The sequence below is a fragment of the Paenibacillus macerans genome (assembly GCF_900454495.1).
In the GTDB taxonomy this organism is placed as follows: Bacteria; Bacillota; Bacilli; order Paenibacillales; family Paenibacillaceae; genus Fontibacillus; species Fontibacillus macerans.
Genome location: NZ_UGSI01000001.1, coordinates 3,307,683 through 3,329,928 on the forward strand (window position 1 = coordinate 3,307,683; position 22,246 = coordinate 3,329,928).

General features: G+C 55.7%; 20 protein-coding genes. 8 read left to right on the top strand and 12 right to left on the bottom strand.

The features are described 5' to 3' along the window. Positions 1 to 7: 7 nt before the first annotated feature. The 8 genes from DYE26_RS14960 to cobD form a co-directional block, all read right to left on the bottom strand. A complete protein-coding gene (locus DYE26_RS14960) occupies positions 8 to 1,495 on the bottom strand; it encodes an FAD-dependent oxidoreductase (protein ID WP_036625049.1) in 1,488 nt (495 codons plus the stop codon). Positions 1,496 to 1,589: 94 nt separating this feature from the next. Beyond that, a complete protein-coding gene (locus DYE26_RS14965; protein ID WP_036625052.1) occupies positions 1,590 to 2,921 on the bottom strand; it encodes an ABC transporter substrate-binding protein in 1,332 nt (443 codons plus the stop codon). Positions 2,922 to 2,980: 59 nt separating this feature from the next. Continuing rightward, positions 2,981 to 3,826, bottom strand: a complete 846-nt coding sequence (locus tag DYE26_RS14970) for a carbohydrate ABC transporter permease (RefSeq protein ID WP_036625054.1) — start codon at positions 3,824 to 3,826, stop codon at positions 2,981 to 2,983. Positions 3,827 to 3,851: 25 nt separating this feature from the next. Next, positions 3,852 to 4,727, bottom strand: a complete 876-nt coding sequence (locus tag DYE26_RS14975; RefSeq protein WP_036625057.1) for a carbohydrate ABC transporter permease — start codon at positions 4,725 to 4,727, stop codon at positions 3,852 to 3,854. Positions 4,728 to 4,849: 122 nt separating this feature from the next. Then, entirely contained in the window at positions 4,850 to 5,602 is a 753-nt protein-coding gene (locus tag DYE26_RS14980) for an IclR family transcriptional regulator (protein ID WP_036625060.1), read from the bottom strand. 512 nt (positions 5,603 to 6,114) lie between these two features. Beyond that, on the bottom strand, positions 6,115 to 7,086 hold the full coding sequence (gene cbiB, locus DYE26_RS14985; protein ID WP_036625063.1) for an adenosylcobinamide-phosphate synthase CbiB: 972 nt from the start codon (positions 7,084 to 7,086) through the stop codon (positions 6,115 to 6,117). Next, positions 7,083 to 7,853, bottom strand: a complete 771-nt coding sequence (locus DYE26_RS14990; protein WP_051985642.1) for an adenosylcobinamide amidohydrolase — start codon at positions 7,851 to 7,853, stop codon at positions 7,083 to 7,085. The genes cbiB and DYE26_RS14990 overlap by 4 nt, the downstream gene beginning before the upstream one ends. 4 nt (positions 7,854 to 7,857) lie before the next feature. Then, on the bottom strand, positions 7,858 to 8,973 hold the full coding sequence (gene cobD / locus DYE26_RS14995; protein WP_036625065.1) for a threonine-phosphate decarboxylase CobD: 1,116 nt from the start codon (positions 8,971 to 8,973) through the stop codon (positions 7,858 to 7,860). A 239-nt stretch (positions 8,974 to 9,212) separates the two neighbouring features. Here cobD and lplA point away from each other — a divergent pair, with 239 nt between their 5' ends. Genes lplA through DYE26_RS15010 form a run of 3 tightly spaced genes read left to right on the top strand, consistent with a single transcriptional unit; the run spans position 9,213 to position 11,731 of the window. Further along, a complete protein-coding gene (lplA, locus tag DYE26_RS15000; RefSeq protein WP_036625067.1) occupies positions 9,213 to 10,217 on the top strand; it encodes a lipoate--protein ligase in 1,005 nt (334 codons plus the stop codon). A 30-nt stretch (positions 10,218 to 10,247) separates the two neighbouring features. Continuing rightward, a complete protein-coding gene (locus DYE26_RS15005) occupies positions 10,248 to 10,907 on the top strand; it encodes a DMT family transporter (RefSeq protein WP_082207894.1) in 660 nt (219 codons plus the stop codon). An 11-nt stretch (positions 10,908 to 10,918) separates the two neighbouring features. Continuing rightward, positions 10,919 to 11,731 carry a Cof-type HAD-IIB family hydrolase gene (locus DYE26_RS15010; protein ID WP_036625068.1) on the top strand — a complete coding sequence of 271 codons (813 nt, stop codon included), beginning with the start codon at positions 10,919 to 10,921 and terminating at the stop codon, positions 11,729 to 11,731. A gap of 148 nt (positions 11,732 to 11,879) precedes the next feature. Here DYE26_RS15010 and DYE26_RS15015 read toward each other — a convergent pair whose 3' ends face one another. Further along, a complete protein-coding gene (locus tag DYE26_RS15015) occupies positions 11,880 to 12,653 on the bottom strand; it encodes an MBL fold metallo-hydrolase (RefSeq protein WP_036625070.1) in 774 nt (257 codons plus the stop codon). 314 nt (positions 12,654 to 12,967) lie between these two features. On the opposite strand from DYE26_RS15015, the gene murI reads away from it, so the two are divergent. Next, a complete protein-coding gene (gene murI / locus DYE26_RS15020; RefSeq protein ID WP_036625071.1) occupies positions 12,968 to 13,765 on the top strand; it encodes a glutamate racemase in 798 nt (265 codons plus the stop codon). A 79-nt stretch (positions 13,766 to 13,844) separates the two neighbouring features. On the opposite strand, the gene DYE26_RS15025 is transcribed toward murI, so the two are convergent. Then, the gene (locus DYE26_RS15025; protein ID WP_036625073.1) at positions 13,845 to 14,711 is read right to left on the bottom strand and encodes an anti-sigma factor; all 867 of its coding nucleotides are present in this window, start codon (positions 14,709 to 14,711) and stop codon (positions 13,845 to 13,847) included. Continuing rightward, entirely contained in the window at positions 14,686 to 15,297 is a 612-nt protein-coding gene (locus tag DYE26_RS15030) for an RNA polymerase sigma factor (protein ID WP_036625075.1), read from the bottom strand. The genes DYE26_RS15025 and DYE26_RS15030 overlap by 26 nt, the downstream gene beginning before the upstream one ends. Before the next feature lie 404 nt (positions 15,298 to 15,701). On the opposite strand from DYE26_RS15030, the gene DYE26_RS15035 reads away from it, so the two are divergent. Then, positions 15,702 to 16,616, top strand: coding sequence for a transposase (locus tag DYE26_RS15035; RefSeq protein ID WP_051985643.1), 915 nt, complete (start codon positions 15,702 to 15,704; stop codon positions 16,614 to 16,616). 423 nt (positions 16,617 to 17,039) lie between these two features. Here DYE26_RS15035 and DYE26_RS15040 read toward each other — a convergent pair whose 3' ends face one another. Continuing rightward, the gene (locus tag DYE26_RS15040) at positions 17,040 to 18,233 is read right to left on the bottom strand and encodes an IS4 family transposase (RefSeq protein ID WP_115311229.1); all 1,194 of its coding nucleotides are present in this window, start codon (positions 18,231 to 18,233) and stop codon (positions 17,040 to 17,042) included. 408 nt (positions 18,234 to 18,641) lie between these two features. Here DYE26_RS15040 and DYE26_RS15045 point away from each other — a divergent pair, with 408 nt between their 5' ends. From DYE26_RS15045 to DYE26_RS15055, 3 genes are read left to right on the top strand one after another with little or no spacing between them, the layout of a single operon-like run. Next, positions 18,642 to 19,802 carry a COG1470 family protein gene (locus tag DYE26_RS15045; protein ID WP_036625089.1) on the top strand — a complete coding sequence of 387 codons (1,161 nt, stop codon included), beginning with the start codon at positions 18,642 to 18,644 and terminating at the stop codon, positions 19,800 to 19,802. A gap of 3 nt (positions 19,803 to 19,805) precedes the next feature. Beyond that, positions 19,806 to 20,813 (top strand): ABC transporter ATP-binding protein, encoded by a 1,008-nt coding sequence (locus tag DYE26_RS15050; protein ID WP_051985644.1) that lies wholly within the window; start codon positions 19,806 to 19,808, stop codon positions 20,811 to 20,813. Continuing rightward, positions 20,810 to 21,919, top strand: a complete 1,110-nt coding sequence (locus DYE26_RS15055; protein ID WP_227872687.1) for an ABC transporter permease — start codon at positions 20,810 to 20,812, stop codon at positions 21,917 to 21,919. The genes DYE26_RS15050 and DYE26_RS15055 overlap by 4 nt, the downstream gene beginning before the upstream one ends. Positions 21,920 to 22,246: the final 327 nt, after the last annotated feature.

Genomic DNA, 22,246 nt, shown 5'->3' on the forward strand with positions numbered 1-22,246 from the left:
AGCCGACTTAAATATTCGGTGTAATATGGCGTTTGTTCGCCTGCAAAAACTCCGCCGCGTATTTTTGCGCGTTCCGCGTTTCTCTCTCCACCGCTTCCGGGTCGCGGCGCAAGGATGCGCCGTTGTTCAGCAGCTCGGCCTGCAGCTCCTTAATATCCAGCTCCCGCGGCTGAATCCCCTGCTTGGCGCTCAGCCCCGCCGCGGTGCCGGCCGCCTGCCCGATCGCCATCACGCTGCCTTGCGTGCGGAAGGAGCCGTGGGCTTCGCTAGTCGCCGAGATGCATCTCCCCGCCATCAGCAGCCCGTCGACTTTGACCGGCACAAGGCAGCGGTATGGAATGTCGTAGGAGTCCTTGATGTCGATCCACGCTCCTGCGGTTTCCGGATCGCCGTACCCCGCTTTGCCCGCCATGTTATGCACATCGATCGGAAAATAGCCTCTCGTGATGACGTCGTCGAACCTTCTGCCCTCGATCACATCGTCCGCCTGCAGCACATAGTTGCCGACGATATGCCGGGATTCGCGCACGCCGAGCTCGCTGCCGGTCATGCTTAAGAAGGCTTGCTCAAACCCGGGCACATATTTGTTCATGAACTTGACGATCGATTCAACCTGCCTGCGGCCTTCGATCTCCCCCGCCGTTCTGGAATCGGCGTTTGTGCCGTCCACGTCGATCACCCGCGTGGAATTGAAATGAATGACCCCGGGATGAACGGAATTCAACAGCAGGATCGAATCCCGCCCGATATGAAGCTCGCCATTGTCGACCGCCTGCTTCACGAGCTGTTTGAAACCTTGCGCGACAAAATACTTGCTCACAAGCCTGTCCGAATATTTTCGGATCGGAATAACGTCGGATTTCCATTCGAAATCGTCCGGATTATCGAGGATATATTGGTAAAGCTTCTCCGTGTCCACGTTGCCCATTTCGAACATCAAAGTCGATGGCTGCATTTTCCGGTCTTTGGCCCTCCCCAGCACGAACTCCGCGCCGGCTCCGCCGGCCACGTCCCCGTCCCCCGTCGCATCGACGACCACCTTGGCCTTCAAAATATTTTCGCCGGATTTGTTGACGACCTTCACGCCCGTCACCCGGCCGGCTTCCGTCAGCGTGCCGCTGAACATGGAATGCAGCAGAACGTCCGCGCCGGCTTCCCTGACCATTTCGTAAGCGATATACTTGTATCTCTCCCGGTCGAAAAAGCCCAGATAAGCCCCGCTGCCGTAAGGATCAAGCACTTTGCAATGCCCCGGGCTCGCGCCGTACTCAACCATTCGATCCATAAATTGCTGGGGAATGCCTTTGACGACCTGTTCGTCCCGAATATGAAAAGGAGATATGGGACCCAATGCCGCCGAAGTGGCCGCGCCCCCCAGAAAACCGTTCTTATCCACCAGCAGCGTGCGCGCCCCCGTCCTGCCCGCGGCAATCGCCGCGATAAAACCGGAAGGGCCGCCGCCCATGACGATGACATCATATTCTTTTTCGACCATGTTCTCTTCCTCCCATGCCTGATGTTTTATATTAAACGGAGCCTTTCCTAAGTTTGGCGAAAAGCTCCGCCCAATACCGTTCCAACCGCTTACCTTACTGCTTGCCGGCGTTGTAGTTGCCCGCAACCGCGTCCAGCGTCTCCTTGGCCGGAGCGTTCTGGAAAATAATTCTTTGCGCCGCTTTGGCCAGATCCGTGCTCAAAAGGGTATAATCCGCCGGATAGAAAACGATTTGACCGCTTTCGCTTGCCTCCTGCTTCCAGCGCAGCAGTTCCTCGTAGTTCGGCAACGCAGTTACCGCGGCATCCTCGTAAGCGGAGGACAGCACGGGCATAACGCCGGCCTCGGCCCATTTAATCTGCGATTCTTTGCTCAAGTAATATTTAATGAACTCCCACGCCTGATCGGGATGTTTGGTGTTCGCCCCGATCGCCAGCGTCTGGCCGGCGACCATGGTCGGCGCAGGCTGCCCTTTTTCGAACGGAGGCATCGGCGTCGTCAGAATGTTTTGGCCGACCTCGGAGCCTCTGATCGCCGAAGCGCGCATCGTTCCCGACACCGCCGTGGCGATGTTGCCGGCTTTGAGCCCGCTTGTGATGTCGTCGGCCGTCATCGAAATCGTCTGATTGTTCATCGCCCCGCTGTCCACCATGTCTTTCAGGAAATTGATCGCTTTGACGCCGGCGTCATCGTTAAACACCGCTTTACCGTCCGCGTCGAACATCTGGCCGCCCGCCGCCCGCAAAATCGGAATATAGGTCTCCATAAACGATGCCGCGTTTGCTCCTTCGGACATGCCGACCGCGAATCCCAGCCGATTGCCGTCCCCCACCTGCTTCGAAGCTGCGAGCAGCTCGGGCAGCGTTTCCGGAGCTTTCAGACCGGCCGCGTCGTAAAGGTCTTTGCGGTAGAACAGGGTGAATACCCTCGCCTCCCAAGGCATCGCCATAATTTCGCCGTTCAGCTTGAGCTGGTCCGCCGAATAGATATAATCGTCTTGGCCTTCCTGAGCCAGCCATTCTGCCGCGTATTTAGTGATGGGCTGAATTGTCTTGGCTTCGGTATGCATTTTCAACAGATCGGTGTAAACGTTCAAAATATCCGGTCCTCCGCCCGAAGCGGTTGCTTGAATGACCTGGGAATCGATCTTGGAAAAGTGAACGCTTTCAACCGAAACTTTGATGTCGCTCTGGCTGGCGTTAAAGCTCGCGACGATGCTTTTTAACGCCGCCGATCTCGGATCGTCCTGCTGCTCCGGGTTAAGGAACGTCCACAATCTTAGCTCCACGGGTTTCCCGGCATCTCCGGTTGCCGAATTGCCCGGCGAGTTTGAGCTGCCCGACGTTTCCCCGCCCCCCGAATTGCCGCAACCGGCCAGCGCTCCGATCATCACTACGGTAAAGATAAAGGCCCAAAGCTTTTTCATGTTTAAAACCCCCCAGTCGTTTAGTTATGTGAAGAGGTTGTCCCTCTTGACACCGCCGATTACCCCTTGACCGCACCCGCGGACAAGCCGTCCACGAATTTGGACTGCAAACAGACGAACAATACGACGACCGGAATGACCGAGATGACCACAGCGGCCATCAGTTGTCCCCAGTTGATGCCGTACTGGGTAATGTAGTTGTACAGGCCGACGGACAAAAGCCGCAGCTCGTCCTTGGTCGTAAAGGAGAAGGCCACAAGAAAATCGTTCCATACGTAGATGGCGGACAACAGCGCGCCGGCGGCCAGTCCGGGCTGGGAGACGGGAAGAATCAGCTGGTAGAAGGTGCGAAGCGGCGAGCTGCCGTCGACCTTGGCCGCTTCCTCGATCTCCTTGGGGACGGAGTCGAAGAACCCGCGCAGCACCCAAATCAGCATCGGCGTTCGCCAGGCCGTGTAAATCAGGATCATGCCGATAAAGGTGTCGTACAGACCGGCCTTGACGGCGGTTAAATAAAGCGGAATCAGAACGGCAATGCCCGGAATCATCGAAGTCATGAGAATCAGGAACAGGATTATTTTTTTGCCCCGGAAATGAAATCTTGAAGCCGCGTACGCCGCATGCGCGGAGATAGACAGGGAAGCCAGGATGGAAACGGCCGCGACCAGCATGCTGTTCAGAAAATAGCGGGGAAAGTTGGAATGAAACAGCACGTTGGCGTAGTTCTCGAAAGTAGGCTGCGCCGGAATCCATTGCGGCGGATACTGCACGATCATCGCCTCGGACTTGAGCGAAGTGCTGACCGCCCATAAAATCGGGATAAGCGCAAAGGCGGAGCTTAAAATCAATACGACATACACGAGGAGATTAAACCATTTTCCGTTGGATATTAGCCTGCTTTGCATAGCCGTTCCCCCTTTCTTGTGTTCGCTATTCTTTATTTTTAAGCGCTTTCACATATAGTAAGCTCAAAATGATGTTGAAGCCGAAAAGCAGGACGCTGAACGCCGAACCCATGCCGATGTTCCAATATTCGAAGCCTTCCTTGAACGCCCGCAGGCTTAACGTCTCCGTAGCGCTGAACGGTCCGCCGCCGGTAAAGACGTAAATTAATGTCACCATGTTAAAATACTCCAGGCTAAGCATGATCAACGTAACCAGAACCGTCGGTTTGATCAGCGGCAGCGTGATGTGCGTGAACGACTTCCAGCCGGTCGCACCGTCGACCCGCCCCGCTTCGTAAAGCTCGGAGGAAATCGTCTGCAGCGCGGCCAAAATAAGCACCAGCGCGATCGGGAAGGTGTTCCAAACGTTGGCGGCGATCAGCGCGAGATTGGCTCCCCCGCTGGTGCTGAGCAGATCGACCTTGGCGCCGCCAAACCGCTCGATCACATAATTCACGGGACCATAGTTGGCGTTGATCAGCCATTTCCACAATAGCGCCGTAACCGTTTGCGAAATGACCCAAGGCAAGATGATCGCCGTTCTGAACAAAACTCTGAACTTGATTTTCATATTTAACAGAACAGCCAGCAGCGTGCTTAGGGGAACTACGATCAGAATCGAACCGAATACGTAGACAAATGAATTTCCGATGTTTTTGAGACCGCTTTCATTTTTGAAAATGGAGAGAAAATTGCCGGCGCCCACATAAGCTCCCGTTTTTACATATTCCGTTTCGTACATGCTCCATTTTATGGCCACGGCGATCGGATAAAACGATACCAGCAAAACCAGCAGCAGCGCGGGGGCCATAAAAGCGTAGGCAATCCATTTTTCGCTATTTTTCTTCCCGATCGTCTCCATTTGTCTGCCTCCTGCCTTAGATATTAAAGTATAAATGATGGAATTTGTTCCATATTATAGAACATCGTTCTTGATATTGCGTAAAAAAAAGCGGAGTCCCCCCTTTCAGGCGTACAATGAGATTAAGGCAGCTGTCTTTCGATTTGTTGCTTGTGCTGCTTCAGCAGGCCGGCGAAAAACTCAATTTTGTCCTCGTCAAACCGCAAGGAAGGACCGGATATGCTGATTGCCGCGAATGGATACCCTCTTCTGTCCATAATGGGAACACCGACGCCTTTGATTCCGTATTCATGCTCCATGTTGTCTACCGAATACCCCCTTTTTCTTGATTTGATCAGTTCGGCCCGCATCGCCTCTTTATTGGTGATCGTGTTTTCGGTAAATTGCGTAAAATCGTCCTGCAGCAAGCTTTCGAGTTCGTCGTCCGGCAAAAAAGCCAGCATCGCTTTTCCCGTCGCGGTGCAGTACACTGGAGCCATGACGCCCATCTTGGATGTCTCCATGATCGTGCCGGACGTGCAGGCGTAGTCCAGGTAGAGCACCTGTTTATTGTGCAGAATGGCGTAATATACGATTTCGTCCGTTTCGTTGGCGATTTGCTTGATGTGCGGCTGGATGAAGTCTCTTTCGTGCAGATTGCTGCTGATAATGTTGCTGAGCTTCAGGATATTGAGGCCCAGCCTATATTTGTTGGTCTGCGGATTCTTCGTCAAATAACCGTGTTTTTCGAAAGTGGATACGATGTTGTGCACATTGCTTTTGTACAAACCAAGCTTGTTGCAGATCTCCGTGATGCCCAGCTCCGGCTCTTCAACGGAAAAACATTCCAGAACATCCAACGCTTTGGACAGGGACTTTAATTTTGATTCTTCCATGGCCTCAGGACCTCTCTCTTTTATCGTCGTTCTACATTAGAGAACGTCGTTCTATTTCTATATCGACATTATGGAATGCGCTTTCATTTTTGTCAAGGGGTATTTTCGACTTTATTTCGACAATTATCCTGCGTACTAGCCTGTTGAAAACCCAGGCGGCTGAAACATAAGGGAAAAAAATGGCGTTACTTCGGCGATATCCCACATGTTAAGAAAAATAGAGGAAATTTATGTCGCTATTTTCTCGAATCGCAGAGGAATGGGCATTTTTTGCAGCGTCATAGGAAAATAAGACCATAAAATTCCGCTAAAGGTGATGAACAGGCTAGACTCCGGATAATAAGAACATATAGTTCCGTTATTTGTATGGACGTTTCTGAGACAGCCTGATTTTTATTGCAATTCGGTTCATGCTCGCTGAGTATCCTCGTTTCTGGCACCAAGAACAAATGGAAATCAGCGATACATGGTACTCACCCGCAGATGAACCACGTTATTTAAGAAGCAAGCCGCTAGATCCAGGCAATTCCCCCGCTTCGCCAAATCCACAGCGCTGTGCCCAGCAAGACGAAGACGCCGGCCACCCAAAAAAGCAGCTGAGCGGTGCGCGGGATGTCCTGGGGCTCTAGCTCGCGGGTTTTGTCGCCCATATAAGCGCGGAACGAGACGACGCCGCGGTAGCTGTTTTTGCCGCCCAGCCGCACCCCGAGCGCTCCGGCGACCGCCGCCTCCGGGCGGCCGCTGTTCGGGCTCGGATGCTTCGGGGCGTCGCGGCGCACCGTGCGCCAGGCCCGGGCCGCGTCGAGCCGAAGCGTCCAGGCCGCCGCGACCAGCAGCAGCGCCGTCAGCCGGGCGGGGATGAAATTGGCGATGTCGTCCAGCCGGGCGGAAGCCCAGCCGAGATCGATGTACTTGTCGTTTTTGTAGCCGACCATCGAATCGAGGGTGTTGACCGCCCGGTAAGCCATCGCCAGCGGGGCCCCGCCCAGCAGCGCGAAAAACAGCGGCGACACCACGGCGTCGACGATGTTTTCCGCGACCGTTTCGACGGCGCCGCGGGTAATTTCCGGCGCATCCAGGTGCGCCGTGTCGCGGCCGACGATCATGCCTAGCGATCGCCGGGCCCCGGGGAGGTCGCCGCGCAGCAGGTGGCCGTGCACGTCCATGCCGGCGTCTCGCAGGCCTTTGGCCGCGATCGTCGTCCAGATCAGCGCGGCTTCCGCCAGCGCCGCGAGCCACGGGCTGACCTGGGCCAGGAGCCGCAGCGCGGCCCAGGTCAAGGCAAAGCTGCCGCCGGCGACCAGCAGCGGCAGCAACACCCCCGCCGCGCGGTAGCGGCGGGGAGGAACGAGGCGGCGGAGCGCCGCCTCGAGCGCGGCGACCGCCTTGCCCATCCCGACGACGGGATGGGGCAGCCAGCGCGGGTCGCCGAGCAGCCGGTCGAGCAAATACGCGACCGGCAACACCCACCACGCCGCCGTCATGGGCGCAGCTCCTGCCCTGTCCCTGCCCCTGCCCCCGTTTCCGCTTCGGCCTCCGCCGCAGCGCGCAGCGACTCGGTCACGGCGGCGTACACCAGGCGGCCCACCGTGCCGCCAAGGTCCGTGGCGGTGCCGGCGTACGCGTGCAGCAGCGGCCAGCCGGCCCGCTGGCTTGCGCCGAGCACAACCGCATCGGTCGTGGTGCCGGTGGCCGCAAGGCCGTTCTCGGCGTCGCGCACGCCGAGATCCGCGAGCGCGGCCGTTTTGGCCTCCGTCGCCGTGATCACGGCGTTCACCAGCGCCGCCGGCGTCAGCCGCCCGTCCACGGCCAGCATGATGTTGATCGTTCCCGGCGTCCAGGAGGCCGGGAACGTCGTCCGCCGCACGCCGGCCCGCGCGGCGTTCCCCGCCCCCGCCGTCGCGCAGCAGAAGACGGCGAAATCTTCGCCGCGTTCCTCCGCTACGGCGGCGTGCCGCAGCTGCACGGCCGTCAGCAATCCGGCCGTCCCTTCCGCCGGATATCCCCACTCGCGCAGCAGCGCCGCAATATCCCGCAGCGGGGCGTCGCAGCGGTAAGTCCGGTCAACATAGATGTTGACCATCCGCCGTAAAACCCCGGGCCCGCCGCCAAACACCAAGCTGCCAAGGCCGTCCAGCTCTTCCGGGGCCTCCAGCAGCAAATGCCGCTCCTCAAAATGAAGGCGCAGCCCCGGCCATACCTCCGAGTTATAAACGGTTCCCGGTTCCCCCGTCACAAAAGGCATCGTCATACTATTAACCCTCCAATCCTCCCATTACCTGTTCCATTTCCCACACCAGCTTCGCGCAGGCCGCTTCATCCTTAACGGCAACGCGAATATCCCGCTCCCCGAGCCCCGGATACATCGCGCAGCTGCGCACCAGCACCCCGCGCCGTCCGAGCGCTTCCTGCATCCGTTCCGCGGTCCAGAGCTCCGGCAGGCGGACGAGCAAAAAGTTCGCTTCCCCCGGCCACGTCCGGCAGCCAAGCCGCCCTAGCGCCTCGCGCAGCCGTTCGCGCTGCCGCTCAACCAGCGCGATCGTCGCCCGTTCATAATCGGCATCCGCCCGCAGACAAATTTCGCCGGCCAAGAGCGCCAGCATGTTTACGCTCCACGTCACCCGCTTGTCCCGCATCGCCGCAGCCAGCCTTGGATGCGCCGCCGCAAACCCGAGCCGCAGCCCCGGGATCGCGTAAAACTTCGTCATCGAGCGGATGACGATCAGATGAGGGTACGCCTCAAGCTCGGGAAGCAAGGTGCAGCGCCGCTCCTCCGGGATAAAATCGATAAACGCTTCGTCCACCGCCACATAGGTGCCGTACGCTTCCCCCGCTTCAGCGAACCGCCGCAGCTCGTCCAAACCGTACTGCACCCCGTTGGGATTGTTCGGCTGCCCGACAAACACCATGTCCGTATCGCGGATCAGCCGCGTCACCTCGTCCGGGTCGGCCTTGAAATCGCGCTCCTCCGTGCCGAACACCGCAACCACCTCCGCGCCATACCGCTCCGACAAGCTGCGGTATTCCGAAAAGCAGGGCTCGACGATCCCCACTTTTCCCGGAGACAGCGCGAGCAAGGCCAAGGCCATATTTTCCGCGGCCCCGTTGCCGATGACAAACGACGGCTCGGCAAGCCGATAGCGTTCCGACAGCAGCGCGACAAGACGCCGGTGCCCGGGGTCCGGGTAGCGCACCACCTCCGGCAGCGCGTTCCTGAGCGCTTCCAGCAATCCCGGCGGCGGACCGAGCGGATTGATGTTGGCGCTGAAGTCCGTAAATCCGCCGGCCGCCGCGCCGTATTTAAGCGTGGCCGTTTCCAGATCTCCCCCGTGTCCGTAAATTTCCAACACGTCCATCATTCCTCTTTTCATGTTCCGCAAATCCTTCCATTTTCACCAATGCCCTCATTATGAAGTTCCGGCCAGTCTCCGTCAATCCGCAAAAAACGCGGCCGACCGCAAAAAACGATAGGCTGAACTCCGCTGAAACGGTTCTTTGGTTTCAAGCCCGATTGGTTTACAATAGAAGTGAAGCTGTTTTCAAAGATTGCGGGAAACGCTCGAACGCCGGGCCGTCCGCAGACGAAAAGTGATAGGGGGAAAGAAACCTAATGTTATTTATCGACAACGAGGGGATTACCGATGCGTCCGTAAACCTGGCCATCGAGGAGTACGCCCTCAGACATCTTCCGCTGGAAGACGACAGCTATCTGCTTTTTTATATCAATGCCCCGTCGATCATCATCGGCAAACACCAGAACACGATCGAGGAAATCAACGCCGAATACGTCAAGGAAAACGGCGTGCAGGTCGTTCGCCGGCTTTCCGGGGGCGGAGCGGTATATCACGATCTGGGCAACCTCAATTTCAGCTTCATCACCAAAGATGACGGACAGTCGTTCCACAATTTCCGCAAATTTACCGAGCCTGTCGTGCAGGCGCTCAAATCGCTGGGCGTCAACGCGGAGATGACCGGGCGCAACGACCTGCAGGTCGGGGAGCAAAAGATTTCCGGCAACGCCCAATTTTCCACGCGCGGGCGGATGTTCAGCCACGGCACGCTGATGTTTAATCTGAACTTGGACAACGTGCAGGCTTCGCTTCACGCCAACCCGGAAAAATTCAAATCGAAAAGCACCAAATCCGTGCGCAGCCGGGTCGCCAACATCATTGATTTTCTGGACAAAAAAATGACGATCGAAGAGTTCCGCGCCGAGCTGCTGCGCCATATTTTCGGCATGGAGCCGGAGGCGGTGCCGCAATATAAACTGACCGAAAGCGATTGGGCCAAAATCCATGAAATCTCCAACCAGCGCTACAAAAACTGGGACTGGAACTACGGATTGTCGCCGGAATGCAACGTCAAACACGCGAAAAAATTCCCGGTCGGCATCATCGATCTGCGCATGAACATCAAGGACGGGCATATTCAGGAGATCAAGATTTACGGCGATTTCTTCGGCGTCGGCGACGTCGCCGATATCGAGGACAAGCTGCGGGGCGTAAAATACGCGGAAGAGGCCGCGCGAACCGCGCTGGCCGGGATCGACATTAAACATTACTTCGGCAATCTGGAATTTGACGACTTTATCGGACTGGTATTCCTTGAAGAATAAGACGTTTTCCGCACCGGGGGAGGGGCTGCGATGAAACGCGCCCGTCTTGCCGATGCCGCGCTGCTGCTCGTGGCGCTGATGTGGGGCTGCACGTTCCTGATCGTGCAGAACGCCGTCCGGGTGCTGCCGCCGTTTGCCTTTAACGGCATCCGCTTCCTGGGAGCGGCCCTGCTGCTCGCCCTGATCATTTCACTGTTTTACCGCGGCCAGTGGCGCGAGCTGTCCTGGCGTATGGCGGGGCACGCCGCCCTGCTCGGCCTGTTCCTGTTCGCCGGCTATTCGTTTCAAACGGTGGGGCTGCTGTATACGACGACATCGAATGCCGGTTTCATTACCGGTTTGTCCGTCGTTATCGTTCCTTTTTTGTCCGTATGGCTGCTTAAGCACTCGATTTCCCGATATACTTGGCTCAGCGCTATGCTGGCCGCGGCGGGCTTATATCTGCTGACCTTTGCCGGGTCCGCTTTGGCCTGGAACCTGGGCGACGGACTCGTCTTTTTGTGCGCGATCGGCTTTGCCCTGCACGTGGCTTACACCGGCGTATTTGCGCCCCGCTATCCGGCTTTGCCCTTAGCCTCGCTGCAGATGGCGGCGGTCGGCATCCTTAGCGTCATCGGTTCCTTATGGTTTGAAGATACCGGCCCGATGAGGGGGAAGTCCTCGAACCGGCCGATAGAAATGGAAAAATAAGGAGAGAAATCATGTACAAACTGATAGCGATCGACATTGACGATACTTTGATCAACGACGACAAGGAGGTGACTCCGGCCACTCAGCAGGCGCTGGAACAAGCGGTGGCAAAAGGCGTTGTCGTCACGCTGGCGACCGGCCGGGCCTACGCTTCCGCGCAGGCGATTGCCCGCCAGACAGGGCTCAATGTGCCGATCATTACGTACCAGGGTTCGCTGATCAAGAATTTGATGGACGAAAAGGTGCTCTACGAGCGGTATGTCCCGAAGGAAGCGGCCCGCAAACTGTTCGAATATTGCATCCGCCGCAATCTGCATCTGCAGACCTACATCGATGACAAGCTGTACGCCCGCGAAGAAAATCAGAAGCTGATTGACTACACGAACCTGAACCGGACCCGCTATTATATCGAACCCGATTTTGAAAAATTGGTCGAACAGCCGACGCCAAAAATGCTGATCATCGACGAGCCCGATTTTCTCGACGAGATTGCCCCGGAGCTTCGCGAGCTGCTGGGCCAAGGCGTGCATATCACGAAATCGAAGCCGAATTTCCTGGAGATCATGCACGAGGAAGGCACCAAAGGCCACGCTCTGAAATTCCTGGCCGGCCATTTCGGCTGCGACCTGTCGCAAACGATCGCCATCGGCGACTCCTGGAACGATCACGAAATGCTCGAAGCCGCCGGACTCGGCGTGGCGATGGGCAACGCCATCCCGGCCCTCAAAGAAATCGCCGATTACGTGACGCTAAGCAACAATGAGGACGGCGTCAAACACGTCATCGACAAGTTCGTGCTGAATCCGGTAGCTCCGGAAGCTTAAATCCGCCCCTAATGAAAGAGGTTATCCTTGTAAAGCGCCGCGCATCCAATACGGCAAAACCAAGGATAACCTCTTTTTGATCTTGTCCGCCTAGCACAACTTCCTCCAAAAATAAGTACATAAAGTGCCGCTAATCCGGCGATATCCATTATTCGCCAAGCCATACGCTCATCCCCGTTCTCGCAAACGCTACGCCGGCCGGCAAGCCGTAATCGCGGCGGAGGTCGATATCGTGGGACATGTGGGTGAACAGCGTCCGCTTCGGCCGGGTTTCGCGCAGCAGCTCCAGCGCTTCGGTGACGTCATATACCGATCTGGTGGAAAATTCGGCCTCTTCCCGGTAAAAGCTCGTGCCCAGCACCAGCAGATCCAAACCGTGCAGCGGGGCACGCTGTTCCTCGGGCAAAGCGATCGAATCGGAGCAGTATGCCCAGGCGAAGCCGTTTTTCTCGAACCGGTACGAGTACGAAAACCCGTTTTTGCCGTGAAACACCTTCCAGCCGCGGATTTGCCATCCGCCGAGGGTGATCGCGTCATCCGCCGCATGCATATCGAGATTTCCGCCCAGCCAGGGGTACTGCCGGACGATCATGTCCAGCACCTCACGCGGCGCGTACAGCTGCCCTCTCCGGTTCAGCCAGCGGCAGGCGTCAGCCCATTCCGGCAGCCCGCCGATATGATCAAAATGGGCGTGAGTCACCAAAATCCGCTCGGCAAAACGCTGGCCTCTCCGCTCCATTCCCGTCCGCCAATCCGGGCCGCAGTCGACCAGAAAGCCCCCTTCTTCCCCCTCGACCGAGACGAGCGAACGGTACCTCCGGTTGACGCCCGAGCTTCGGGCCTCCCCGCAAACCTCGCATTCGCAATATACTCTCGGAACCCCCATCGCGTCGCCGGTGCCGATAAATACAAGCTGATCCATGCAGGAGTCCGCTCCTTTCTTTAAGCTCAAGATTACGCCGAATCCACTTCTTGGCCTACTTCGTGATCAAAAGATGACTTTTTGAACAACCTCTTTAAGCTAAATTTCCATACCTCCATTCTATCTCTAGAAGGATACTCGCAACAAGCAAAAACGCCTTTTTTTATGTCGGGTAGTGGAAATCGACCTTACGGGCCGTGCGGCAATATCGTAAAATAAACCATGTCCCTTTCGAAGGAAATAACTATAAATGGTACAGAGAAGACTTGAATGCTAAAATAAAACAGAAATCATTAACGAGAAGAGTGAAAGCAGTGAGAATAGGATTTTTGGATTCCGGGATCGGCGGGATTACCGTGCTTCACCAGGCGCTGCGGCTGCTGCCGAACGAGGATTACATCTTTTATGCGGATACCTTGCACGTCCCGTACGGCGAAAAACCGAAGGAAGAAGTTAAAGGGTATATTTTTGATGCGGTGGACTTTATTGTGAGCCAAGGCGTGAAGGCGCTGGTCGTGGCCTGCAACACGGCGACCTGCATCGCGATCGAGGATCTCCGCCGGAAATACGATCTTCCGATCGTGGGCATAGAACCGGCCGTAAAACCCGCAGTACAAAAATGGGAGGGACGGCGGAAAAAAGTTTTGGTGCTGGCGACACAGTTAACGCTGAACGAGGAAAAGTTCCATAATCTAGTCAAAAGAATCGACCACGAGGACATCGTGGAGAGTTTGCCTCTTCCGGGGTTAGTCCGTTTTGCGGAGAAGTTTGAATTCGCCGAAGAGGTCGCCGTGTCCTATTTAAAAGAACAATTGTCTCCCCTGGATCTTACCCAGTATGGAACCGTTGTTCTGGGTTGCACGCATTTCCCTTATTTCGAAAATAGCCTTAGACAGCTGTTTCCGCCGGAAGTGGACATCATTTCGGGGAGTTTCGGAACCGCCAAAAACTTAAAACGCATCCTCGAAGCTAGAGGGCAATTGCACGAAGGTACGGGCGATATCGTGTTTTACCAGTCCGGCACGAAGGTCGAAGATCAGGAGACATTGACGAATTACAAAAATTTGCTGGCCATGCTGGACGAATTATATTACCATCCGAAACATGTCTGATTGCCGAAAAGCGCGAGCCGTCAGGGTTATCCCCTTGCGCTCGCGCTCTTTTTGTGTCCATGCCCCATCCGGCCGGCGGCTACCGCCCCAGCAAATCCAAAGAGATTGTATGCAAAAGCGGCTTTCCTTCCGGCGCTCCGCCCGCCGGTTCGATCGTAAGCTCCAGATTGTCGGCGTCGCTTAATGTTTTGTCCTTGACGTAAAGATGGGCCCGGTTGGCGTGATACTGCAAGAGGCCCAGGCTGTCGCGCATGCCCTCCTTGACGATCCATACCCTTACCAGTTGATTTTTATCCGGGACGAGCCCGCCGACCAGCATCAACATCTCCCGGGAATCGGCATTATACCAGACCATGCCGCCGTCCGGCTCCAGCCGCCCCATATCGATCTGATAAGATATCGTCCCCGGCTTGGACATTACCGGCAGCGCCTCGGGCTCATAGGTTTGCACATAGCGGTCCCACTTAGCATCCGGCTGCGTCAAGCGGCCGATACCGACCCCCATCCCGATCAGCACCATCAAAACAGCGGCAAACGATACCGTCCATTTCCAGCGGTGCGCAAAAAAACGGGAAACGCCGAGCCGCCACCCGGTCATTTGTACCCGGAGACGCAGTTTTCTGCGGATCGAGTCGGAAGGGACCTTGGCCGGCAGACCGTAATCTTCGCCGGCGTACGCCAGAGCATAAGCCGGTTCTTTCGTCTTATACGCGGCGTCTTGGCCGCCGCCGCGAATGTCCAAAATTTCTTCCCAGCGCCGCTTATGCTCAAGGCAGACCGCGCAGGAAGTTAAATGAGCCGCCATCTCCGAACGTTTCACCGCCGCCAGCGAGCCGAGCAGCCAGTCGATCCACTCTTGCTCCGAATACAAGCGGACGCAGGCACCCGGATCGTCCGCTTTCCGTTTCACCCCGCTGGTGCTAGGATCGATGTGTCGTCCGATCATGCGGATTCCCTCCCTCCAGTTGGTCTACCCAGCCCTGTTTTTCCAATTGCTTGCGCAAATTGTGCAGCCCGTACCGGACCCACGATTTCACCGTGCCGATCGGCACGCTCCAGGCCTCCGACATTTGGCGCTGGGTCTGCAGTGCATAATAGGAGCCCATGATCGCTTTTTTCTGCGACTCCGGCAGCGTATAAATCGCGGTGCGGATCGCTTCGCGCTCCAGCCTGGACAACACCTCGTCTTCGCCCGAACCGCCGGCCTCTTCCGTTTTCCGCTGCAGCGCCTCATCCCCAGGGTACTCCAACCGTGCCTTGCGCCGCATCCGGTCAAGGCTGCGGCTTCGCGTCATGACGGCCAGCCACGCCTTGATCGAGCCGCGGGCCGGATCGTAATCTTTGCCTCGGCGGAGCACTTCGATGAATACTTCGTGGCAAACATCCTCGGCTTCCATCCGTTCTCCGACCAAACGGCTGGCCACCTGCATCACAAATGGAGAAAACTCAGCGTAAAACGCATCAAACGCTTGCACCGAACCGCCGCACATCTCGCGCAGGCGCCGCGTCATCTCTTCATTTTGCAGGTCCATTCCCTTCCCTCCCGCAAATTGTTCTCCTCTTCCTATTTAATTTTCGTTTTACCAAAAACGCTCCCTTTTGAAAACCCTAATTTTTTTCGGCTCAAAACCGAGATCATTGCTTGACGAAATAAATGACGACTTTAGGCGCTGTTCTGAGGGGTTGTCTATAGTGTTCGTGTCTTGGTTTCCCTGCCTGCTGCCTGCCTTTGCACGATTATCCCTTTCGTTCATGGAGCAGTGAGCAGGGGGGCTAGAGAAAAGGTTCCAAAAAAGAGAGAAGAAAAAACAAAAAAGATGAGGAAAAAATGAGGCGGTTCAGGTGAGATTTTCAGCTTGATAAGGGAACGCATGTTTGCTATAATGAAATAAATGGAACTTATGTTCGTAAATTCTTGATTCGGGGGCGAGCAAACATGGAGATCAATGCAGGAACGGAACTTCAGCCATTCAGCAGCCGTTTTAACAGCGAGCAGGCCTGCATGGAGGCGCTGATCGCGGTGAAGTGGCCAAGCGGCTTTGTCTGCCCGCGCTGCGCTCACACCGGGTGCAGCCGTCTGACCTCCCGGCATATCCCTTTGTTCGAGTGCGGAAAATGCAAGCATCAAACATCGCCTTTGGTCGGCACGATTTTTGAAGGAACGCATCTCCCCCTGGTGAAGTGGTTTCACGCTCTGGAGTTGTTCCTGCTTGAGGGCGGCATCTCGGCGCTGCGGCTGAGCAAGGTGATTCGGGTTACCTACAAAACCGCCTGGTTAGTGCTGCACAAAATACGTCATGCCGCCGGGGAGTTCGATGCCCGGGAGCTGCTCTCCGGAGACGTGAGGGTGAACAGCGATCAGTATGGGCGTAATCCGTCCCGGTGTCAGCTTTCGCATCCGTACGCCTCGGCGGTCGTAGCGGGATGCACGGTCACGGAGTCGGGCGAGCCGGAGCAGGTCAAAATCCGCCTGGTGCCGCATAAGCGGGGAAGCGAAAAAAGGGCAAACCGTCACGATCTAACCGCGTTCATCAATGGGCATGTGGATGTCCGTACATCGGTGGTACAATTGTTCCCTCAGGCCTTTCGGCTGTATGCGCCTTTGCGGAGAGTGGTAAGAGAGGCGTGGGAATCGCTGAAGAGTACGTATGGAGCCTTGGGACTGAAGCATCTGCAGGCGTACCTGAACGAATACACCATACGCCGCCGGCTGCGCCTGTCCGGAGGACTGCCTGGAGCGGAAGAAACGATGCGGCGGAAGTTGCTACACATGTGTGTGGCGGTGCAGGTGCTTCCCTACCGCCGGCTAATCGCGCGCCAACCGAATCAGCCCCTTGCGGCTGCAGCCTGATAGAAATGCTTGAACGGTACAGACAATGCTGCAAACGGATTTCAGACTGCAGCAAGATCACGGTCTTTTCATTTTTCCCGGTGTCTTGCCCTATCCCTCCTGTCAGGTCTGCTTCACTTCTCCTAAACCTTCTTCTCCAAAACCTGTCTAATGATCTCGAACATAACTGCTTCTCCCGAACATTTCTTCTCCTAGATATATCTGCTTTCTCCCTAAACATATCTGTTTCTCGCAGGATATATCTCCTTCACCTGCACTAGCGTTGCAAGAACACTAACATCAATTTTCAGCAAAACCCACATTTGGATTATTGAAACTATAAATGGATTTTTTTACAGTCATTTTTTAAGCTTAAGACCAAAAAGCCAAGGTTACCTAATGCGTAGGTCGCGATGTCCCATTAAATGTATATAATGGATATTATTACTTGAATTTGCTTGGCTTAATTATCCCAACCATTGTGCGCACCGATAACGCTTTGGGACCTGACCCCGGACGTCTCCCCGGACTACTTCGACTGGGTTTCCGATCCAGTTCGGTTCGAAAGGATCGCCATGAACGGTACAAATACTCGCGGAGAATCCGGAGCACTTGCCAGTTTGTTTTTGCCGTTTGGGTGCTGTGCCGGATGTGCTCCACGAGCAAGGCAGTAATTAAAGCCAAGAATAACTGGTTCCAAATAGCCTGTGGTTTATGACTGTGCAGCTTCTTCAATCGCAAATGTTGCTTCAGCCATTTAAAATACAACTCGATGAGCCAGCGATTTTTGTAGATCTGCGCGATTTCTTCAGCGGTCTTATCCCATACCGATGTAAAAATACGATAAGTCCGTTCCTGCTCGTCATAAAACTCCACCAAACGAACGGAATGTTCCATGGATCGGAAGGAACTGCCCACGCAAACCTTGGCGTCCCGCGTGATGTTCGAGCCTTCCGGAACAGGATACTCCTCAATGACGGTGGCAAGCGCGCGATCTCGCATACGGATCACAAACTGGATGTTGTCCTGGACCCATTGATCCATCCGGGCATAATCATCATAACCGCGATCCATCACATAAATCGCATCCGAGGGGACGACCAGTTCAACGGCCCCCGCACGATCCCCTACATTGAGCGAACTGGGGATCATGGCATCAGGAAATAGCTTGTCGGGAGCTGTAACAACGAGGCGCAGATGCATCTTGACGCCGCTACTCTTATTTGACATCTTGGCCCAACTTCCAAGTTGAAGCGGCAGTCGAATGCTGGAAGAATCAATGATGTGCAATTTCCCGCTCTGGCCCTGGTGGCAAGCACGTTGCTGTGTTTGTGATGCCAGATGCTGAAACATCCACTCCAACAGCTCCGTTGGGATCTGATCGAGTTTTCGGGATAATTGCGAGCCGCTGATACTCTCCAACTGTAGAAGCTGCTGAAGTTTCGGCTCAGCACGAAGTGCAATTTCCATTTCACCGTAAGATGACCATTGTTTCAACTGAGCATTGATGAAGAGCATGATCGCTTTCATCGTGGTAAGTTTCTTGGTGTAATGGTCGAAGAGTAAACGTTGATGCACATCGATGGGCAGTAAGGAAATCAGTTGACAAATGACCGTTTTAGCTTTAACGTTATCCATGGATGGTCTCCTTTTGTAGAGAGTTATGGACAACGTACCTACCTCTTTACAATAGGAGATTTTTTATGCTTTTTCCATGAAAAATGATCATAATTACCCATATTTAACTAATATTTGATTATTCGCGTTAGGTTTTATGCAACGCTAGTGCTTCACCTGAAGTTATCTTCTTCTCTGCTTCCTGATCAAGCTTCCTGATCAAACGGGATAATCGTGCAAAGCGTCCTGATAACGGATGTTTAATCTGCTTTAAACGCTCTTCCGCCATTTCTTACCACGATCGGTTGCCTGCTTGATTGTCAAACACAGATTATTAGGTTGAGTTTTTTTCCCGGCGAATAAATCCAACCCGTTTTCCCGTTCGTATCCTTTATGAAACAACATTTTAACCATAGGGGGATCAAAGAGATGCTTCTATTTTTTCGAAAAGCGTCGCTGACGCTGCTCATCTTGTTTACCGCGCTCGGGGGCAGCGCTCTGACCGGCCCGGGCAAAGCTTCCGCAGCCGGCTCGCTGGAGCTGTACACCCCGTATCTCGAGTGGTCGGCCGCTCCCGGCGAAACCGTCTCTTATTCGATCGACCTCGTCAACCACGGGTCGTCCACCGCTTCCGCCAGCCTGTCGCTGGAGACCGCGCACATGGACTGGACCTATGACATGTCCGCAGGCGGGCGGGCCATTTCCCGGCTTGCCGTAAAACCCGGGGAATCGCAAACTTTTACCCTGGACTTGGAAGTGCCGCTGAAGGTCGATAAGGGCCGTTACGCCTTTAATTTGAAAGCCGATCAGACTACGCTTCCGCTCGTCGTCAACGTCTCGGAGCAAGGCACCTTCAAAACGGAGCTGACCCTGGATCAAGCGAACATGGAGGGCCATTCCGACTCTACGTTCACGTACAGCGCGGTGCTGCGGAACCGGACGACGCAAAAACAAACCTACGCCTTAACCGCCCAGGCCGAGCAAGGCTGGGACGTCCGGTTCAAAGCGGATTCCAACAGCGTGACCTCCGTGGAAGTCGAACCGAACGCGGAAAAAACGATCTCGATCGAGGTCAAGCCGCCGGAGCAAATCAAAGCCGGCACGTACGACATCCCGATCGCGGCCGCCAGCGGCGACTCGACGGCGAACGCAAGCATCGAAGCGGTCGTTACCGGCACCTACGATATGAAGTTTACGACATCCAATGAAGTCCTCAGCACGGATGTTAGAGCGGGCTCCGAACGCAAGCTGACGTTTGTGGTGCAAAATACCGGTTCGGCCGATCTGCAGGACCTTTCTTTTTCGTCGAGCGCGCCAACCGACTGGGAGGTTTCCTTTGAACCGTCCGCGATCAATGCCATCGCCCCTGGGGAGAGCAAGCAGGTCCAGGCCACGATCAAATCGAGCGAAAAAGCGCTGGCCGGAGACTACGTCGTCAGCCTGACCGCTTCTTCCGCCAATAAAAGCGCGAACGCCGATCTGCGGGTGACGGTGAAATCGTCCGTATTATGGGGATGGGTGGGAGTTCTCATCATACTGGCCGTCTGCGCGGGGATTTACTATTTGTTCCGGAAATACGGGAGAAGATAAACGATGGTGACCGGCATGAATCCCACAGCGGTTGCCGCCGATGATCAACCTGTCGTGCAGCTCAGCCAGTTAACCAAGAAATACGGAGAAGCCACCGCCGTAGACCATCTCGACCTGTGCATTTCGCGCGGGGAAATTTTCGGATTGCTTGGCCCGAACGGCGCCGGAAAAACGACAACGATCCTCATGATGCTGGGGCTGACCGAGCCGACTTCCGGGCACGCCCGGATTTGCGGCCTCGATCCGACCCGTGAAGCGCTCCGCGTAAAACGGATTGTCGGCTACCTCCCTGACGACATCGGCTTTTACGAGGACCGGACCGCCCTGGACAATTTGGTATACACCGCCAGACTAAACGGAATTTCGGAAAAAGAAGCCGTCCGGCGGGCCGGAGAGCTGCTGGAGAAAACCGGCCTTACCGCGCACAGCGGCAAAAAGGTCGGGGCGTTTTCCCGCGGGATGCGGCAGCGTCTGGGACTGGCCGACGTTTTGATCAAAAACCCGGAGGTCATCATCCTCGACGAACCGACGCTCGGCATCGACCCGGAAGGGGTCCGCGAGCTGCTGGGGCTGATCTCCTCGCTGAGCCGCGACGAGAAGCTGACGGTGCTGTTGTCTTCGCACCATTTGCATCAGGTCCAGCAAATCTGCGACCGGGTTGGCCTGTTCGTTCAGGGCAAGCTGATTGCCGTGGGCGATATCCAAACGTTGTCGAAGCAGCTGGACGAAGACGGCAAAACCTACATCGAGGTCGGCACCAAAACCTGGCCGGAAGCGCTCGCGGACCAAATCAAGCAGCTGGACGGGGTGCAGGAAATCCGTTATCCGGAGGCGGGTGGCGCGGAGCATGACCAAGGCGTTACCGCGACGGTCATCTGCAGCCGCGACCTGACGGCGCAAATCGCCGAAACCGTCATCCGCGCCGAAGCGGAGCTCGTGTACATCCGGCGCAAAGAGTATGGTTTGGATGACATTTACCATCGATACTTCGAAAGGAGAGGAGAGCGATGATGCCTAAGGGCAAGATGGCGTGGAACCTTTCTTCCGTAAAGGAAACGCTGCATCTGAAAGACATACGGAAGCGGATGCAAAAAACGCTGCATGAGCTTCTTCCCCGCCGCGATGCGGAAGACGGAAGCGGCGCCCGGGTGCGCTCCTCTTCCTCGTTTTGGGTGATGGTGCAAAAAGAAATCGGCGATCATCTCCACAGCTGGAGGTTCGGCATCCTGATGGGGATCATCGTCCTGGCCTGCATCGGCTCGATTTATTCGGCGGTCACCGCGATCGCCGGCGGCAGCGCCACTAGCGACAGCGGGGGTGGAGACACCTTTTTGTTCCTGAAAATGTACACGCTGACCAGTTCCTCTCTGGCGGTGCCGTCCTTTGCCACCTTCCTGTCCTGGCTGGGGCCGCTGATCGGCATTACGCTCGGGTTCGACGCCGTCAATTCCGAGCGGAACAAGGGCACCTTGGGCCGGCTGTTGTCGCAGCCGATCTACCGGGACGATTTCATCAAAGCCAAGTTTGTATCGTCCCTATTCATGATCGGGATCGTGGTGTTTTCGCTTGGATTTCTGGTGATGGGGCTGGGCCTGATGACGATCGGGTATCCGCCGACGCCGGAGGAATTCGGGCGGATCCTCATCTTCCTGCTGATCGCGGTCGTCTATATCGGCTTCTGGCTGTGCCTGTCGATCTTGTTCTCGATCCGCTTCCGCCAGGCGGCCACCTCGGCGCTTTCTTCGATCGCTGTCTGGCTGTTCTTCACGATTTTTTACAGCATGATCATCAATATGATCGACAGCGCCACGGCCGTTTCGCAAATGGCGGCGGCGGACGTGCAGCTGCGGCAAATGAACTTTGTCCTGACGCTGAACCGGCTGTCCCCGACGGAGCTGTTTTCGGAGACGATCACAACGATGCTCTCCCCCGGCGTCCGCTCGCTGGGGCCGCTGACGATGGATCAGCTCATCGGGGCGATCGCCAGCCCGTTATCGCTGGGGCAAAGCCTGCTGCTGATCTGGCCGCAACTCACCGGTTTGCTCGCCGCCACGATGATCTGCTTCGGCCTGTCCTACGTGCTGTTCATGCGCCAGGAAGTGCGTTCGAGAGTGTAAATTTGGAACAGATAGATTTGGAATAGATAGATTTGAAGTAGAGGCGTTTGGAGTAGAGGCGTTTGGAGTAGAGGCGTTTGGAGTAGAGGCGTTTGGAGTAGAGGCGTTTGGAGTGTGCGGGAAACTTTGGTGCGGAATATTCAAAATAGAAATGGCGGCCTAAAAACACACGGTTTCCGGGCAAATAGGCGGCCCCACACCGGCTTCTTAAGAGGTGTGAGGCCGCCTTTTTATGCCGGTTAAGCGGGCAGGGACGGCGTCTGATTGGAAATATCCAATAGATTAGAAACTGAGCGGAAAATACATCAACTAGATTGGATATTTCCA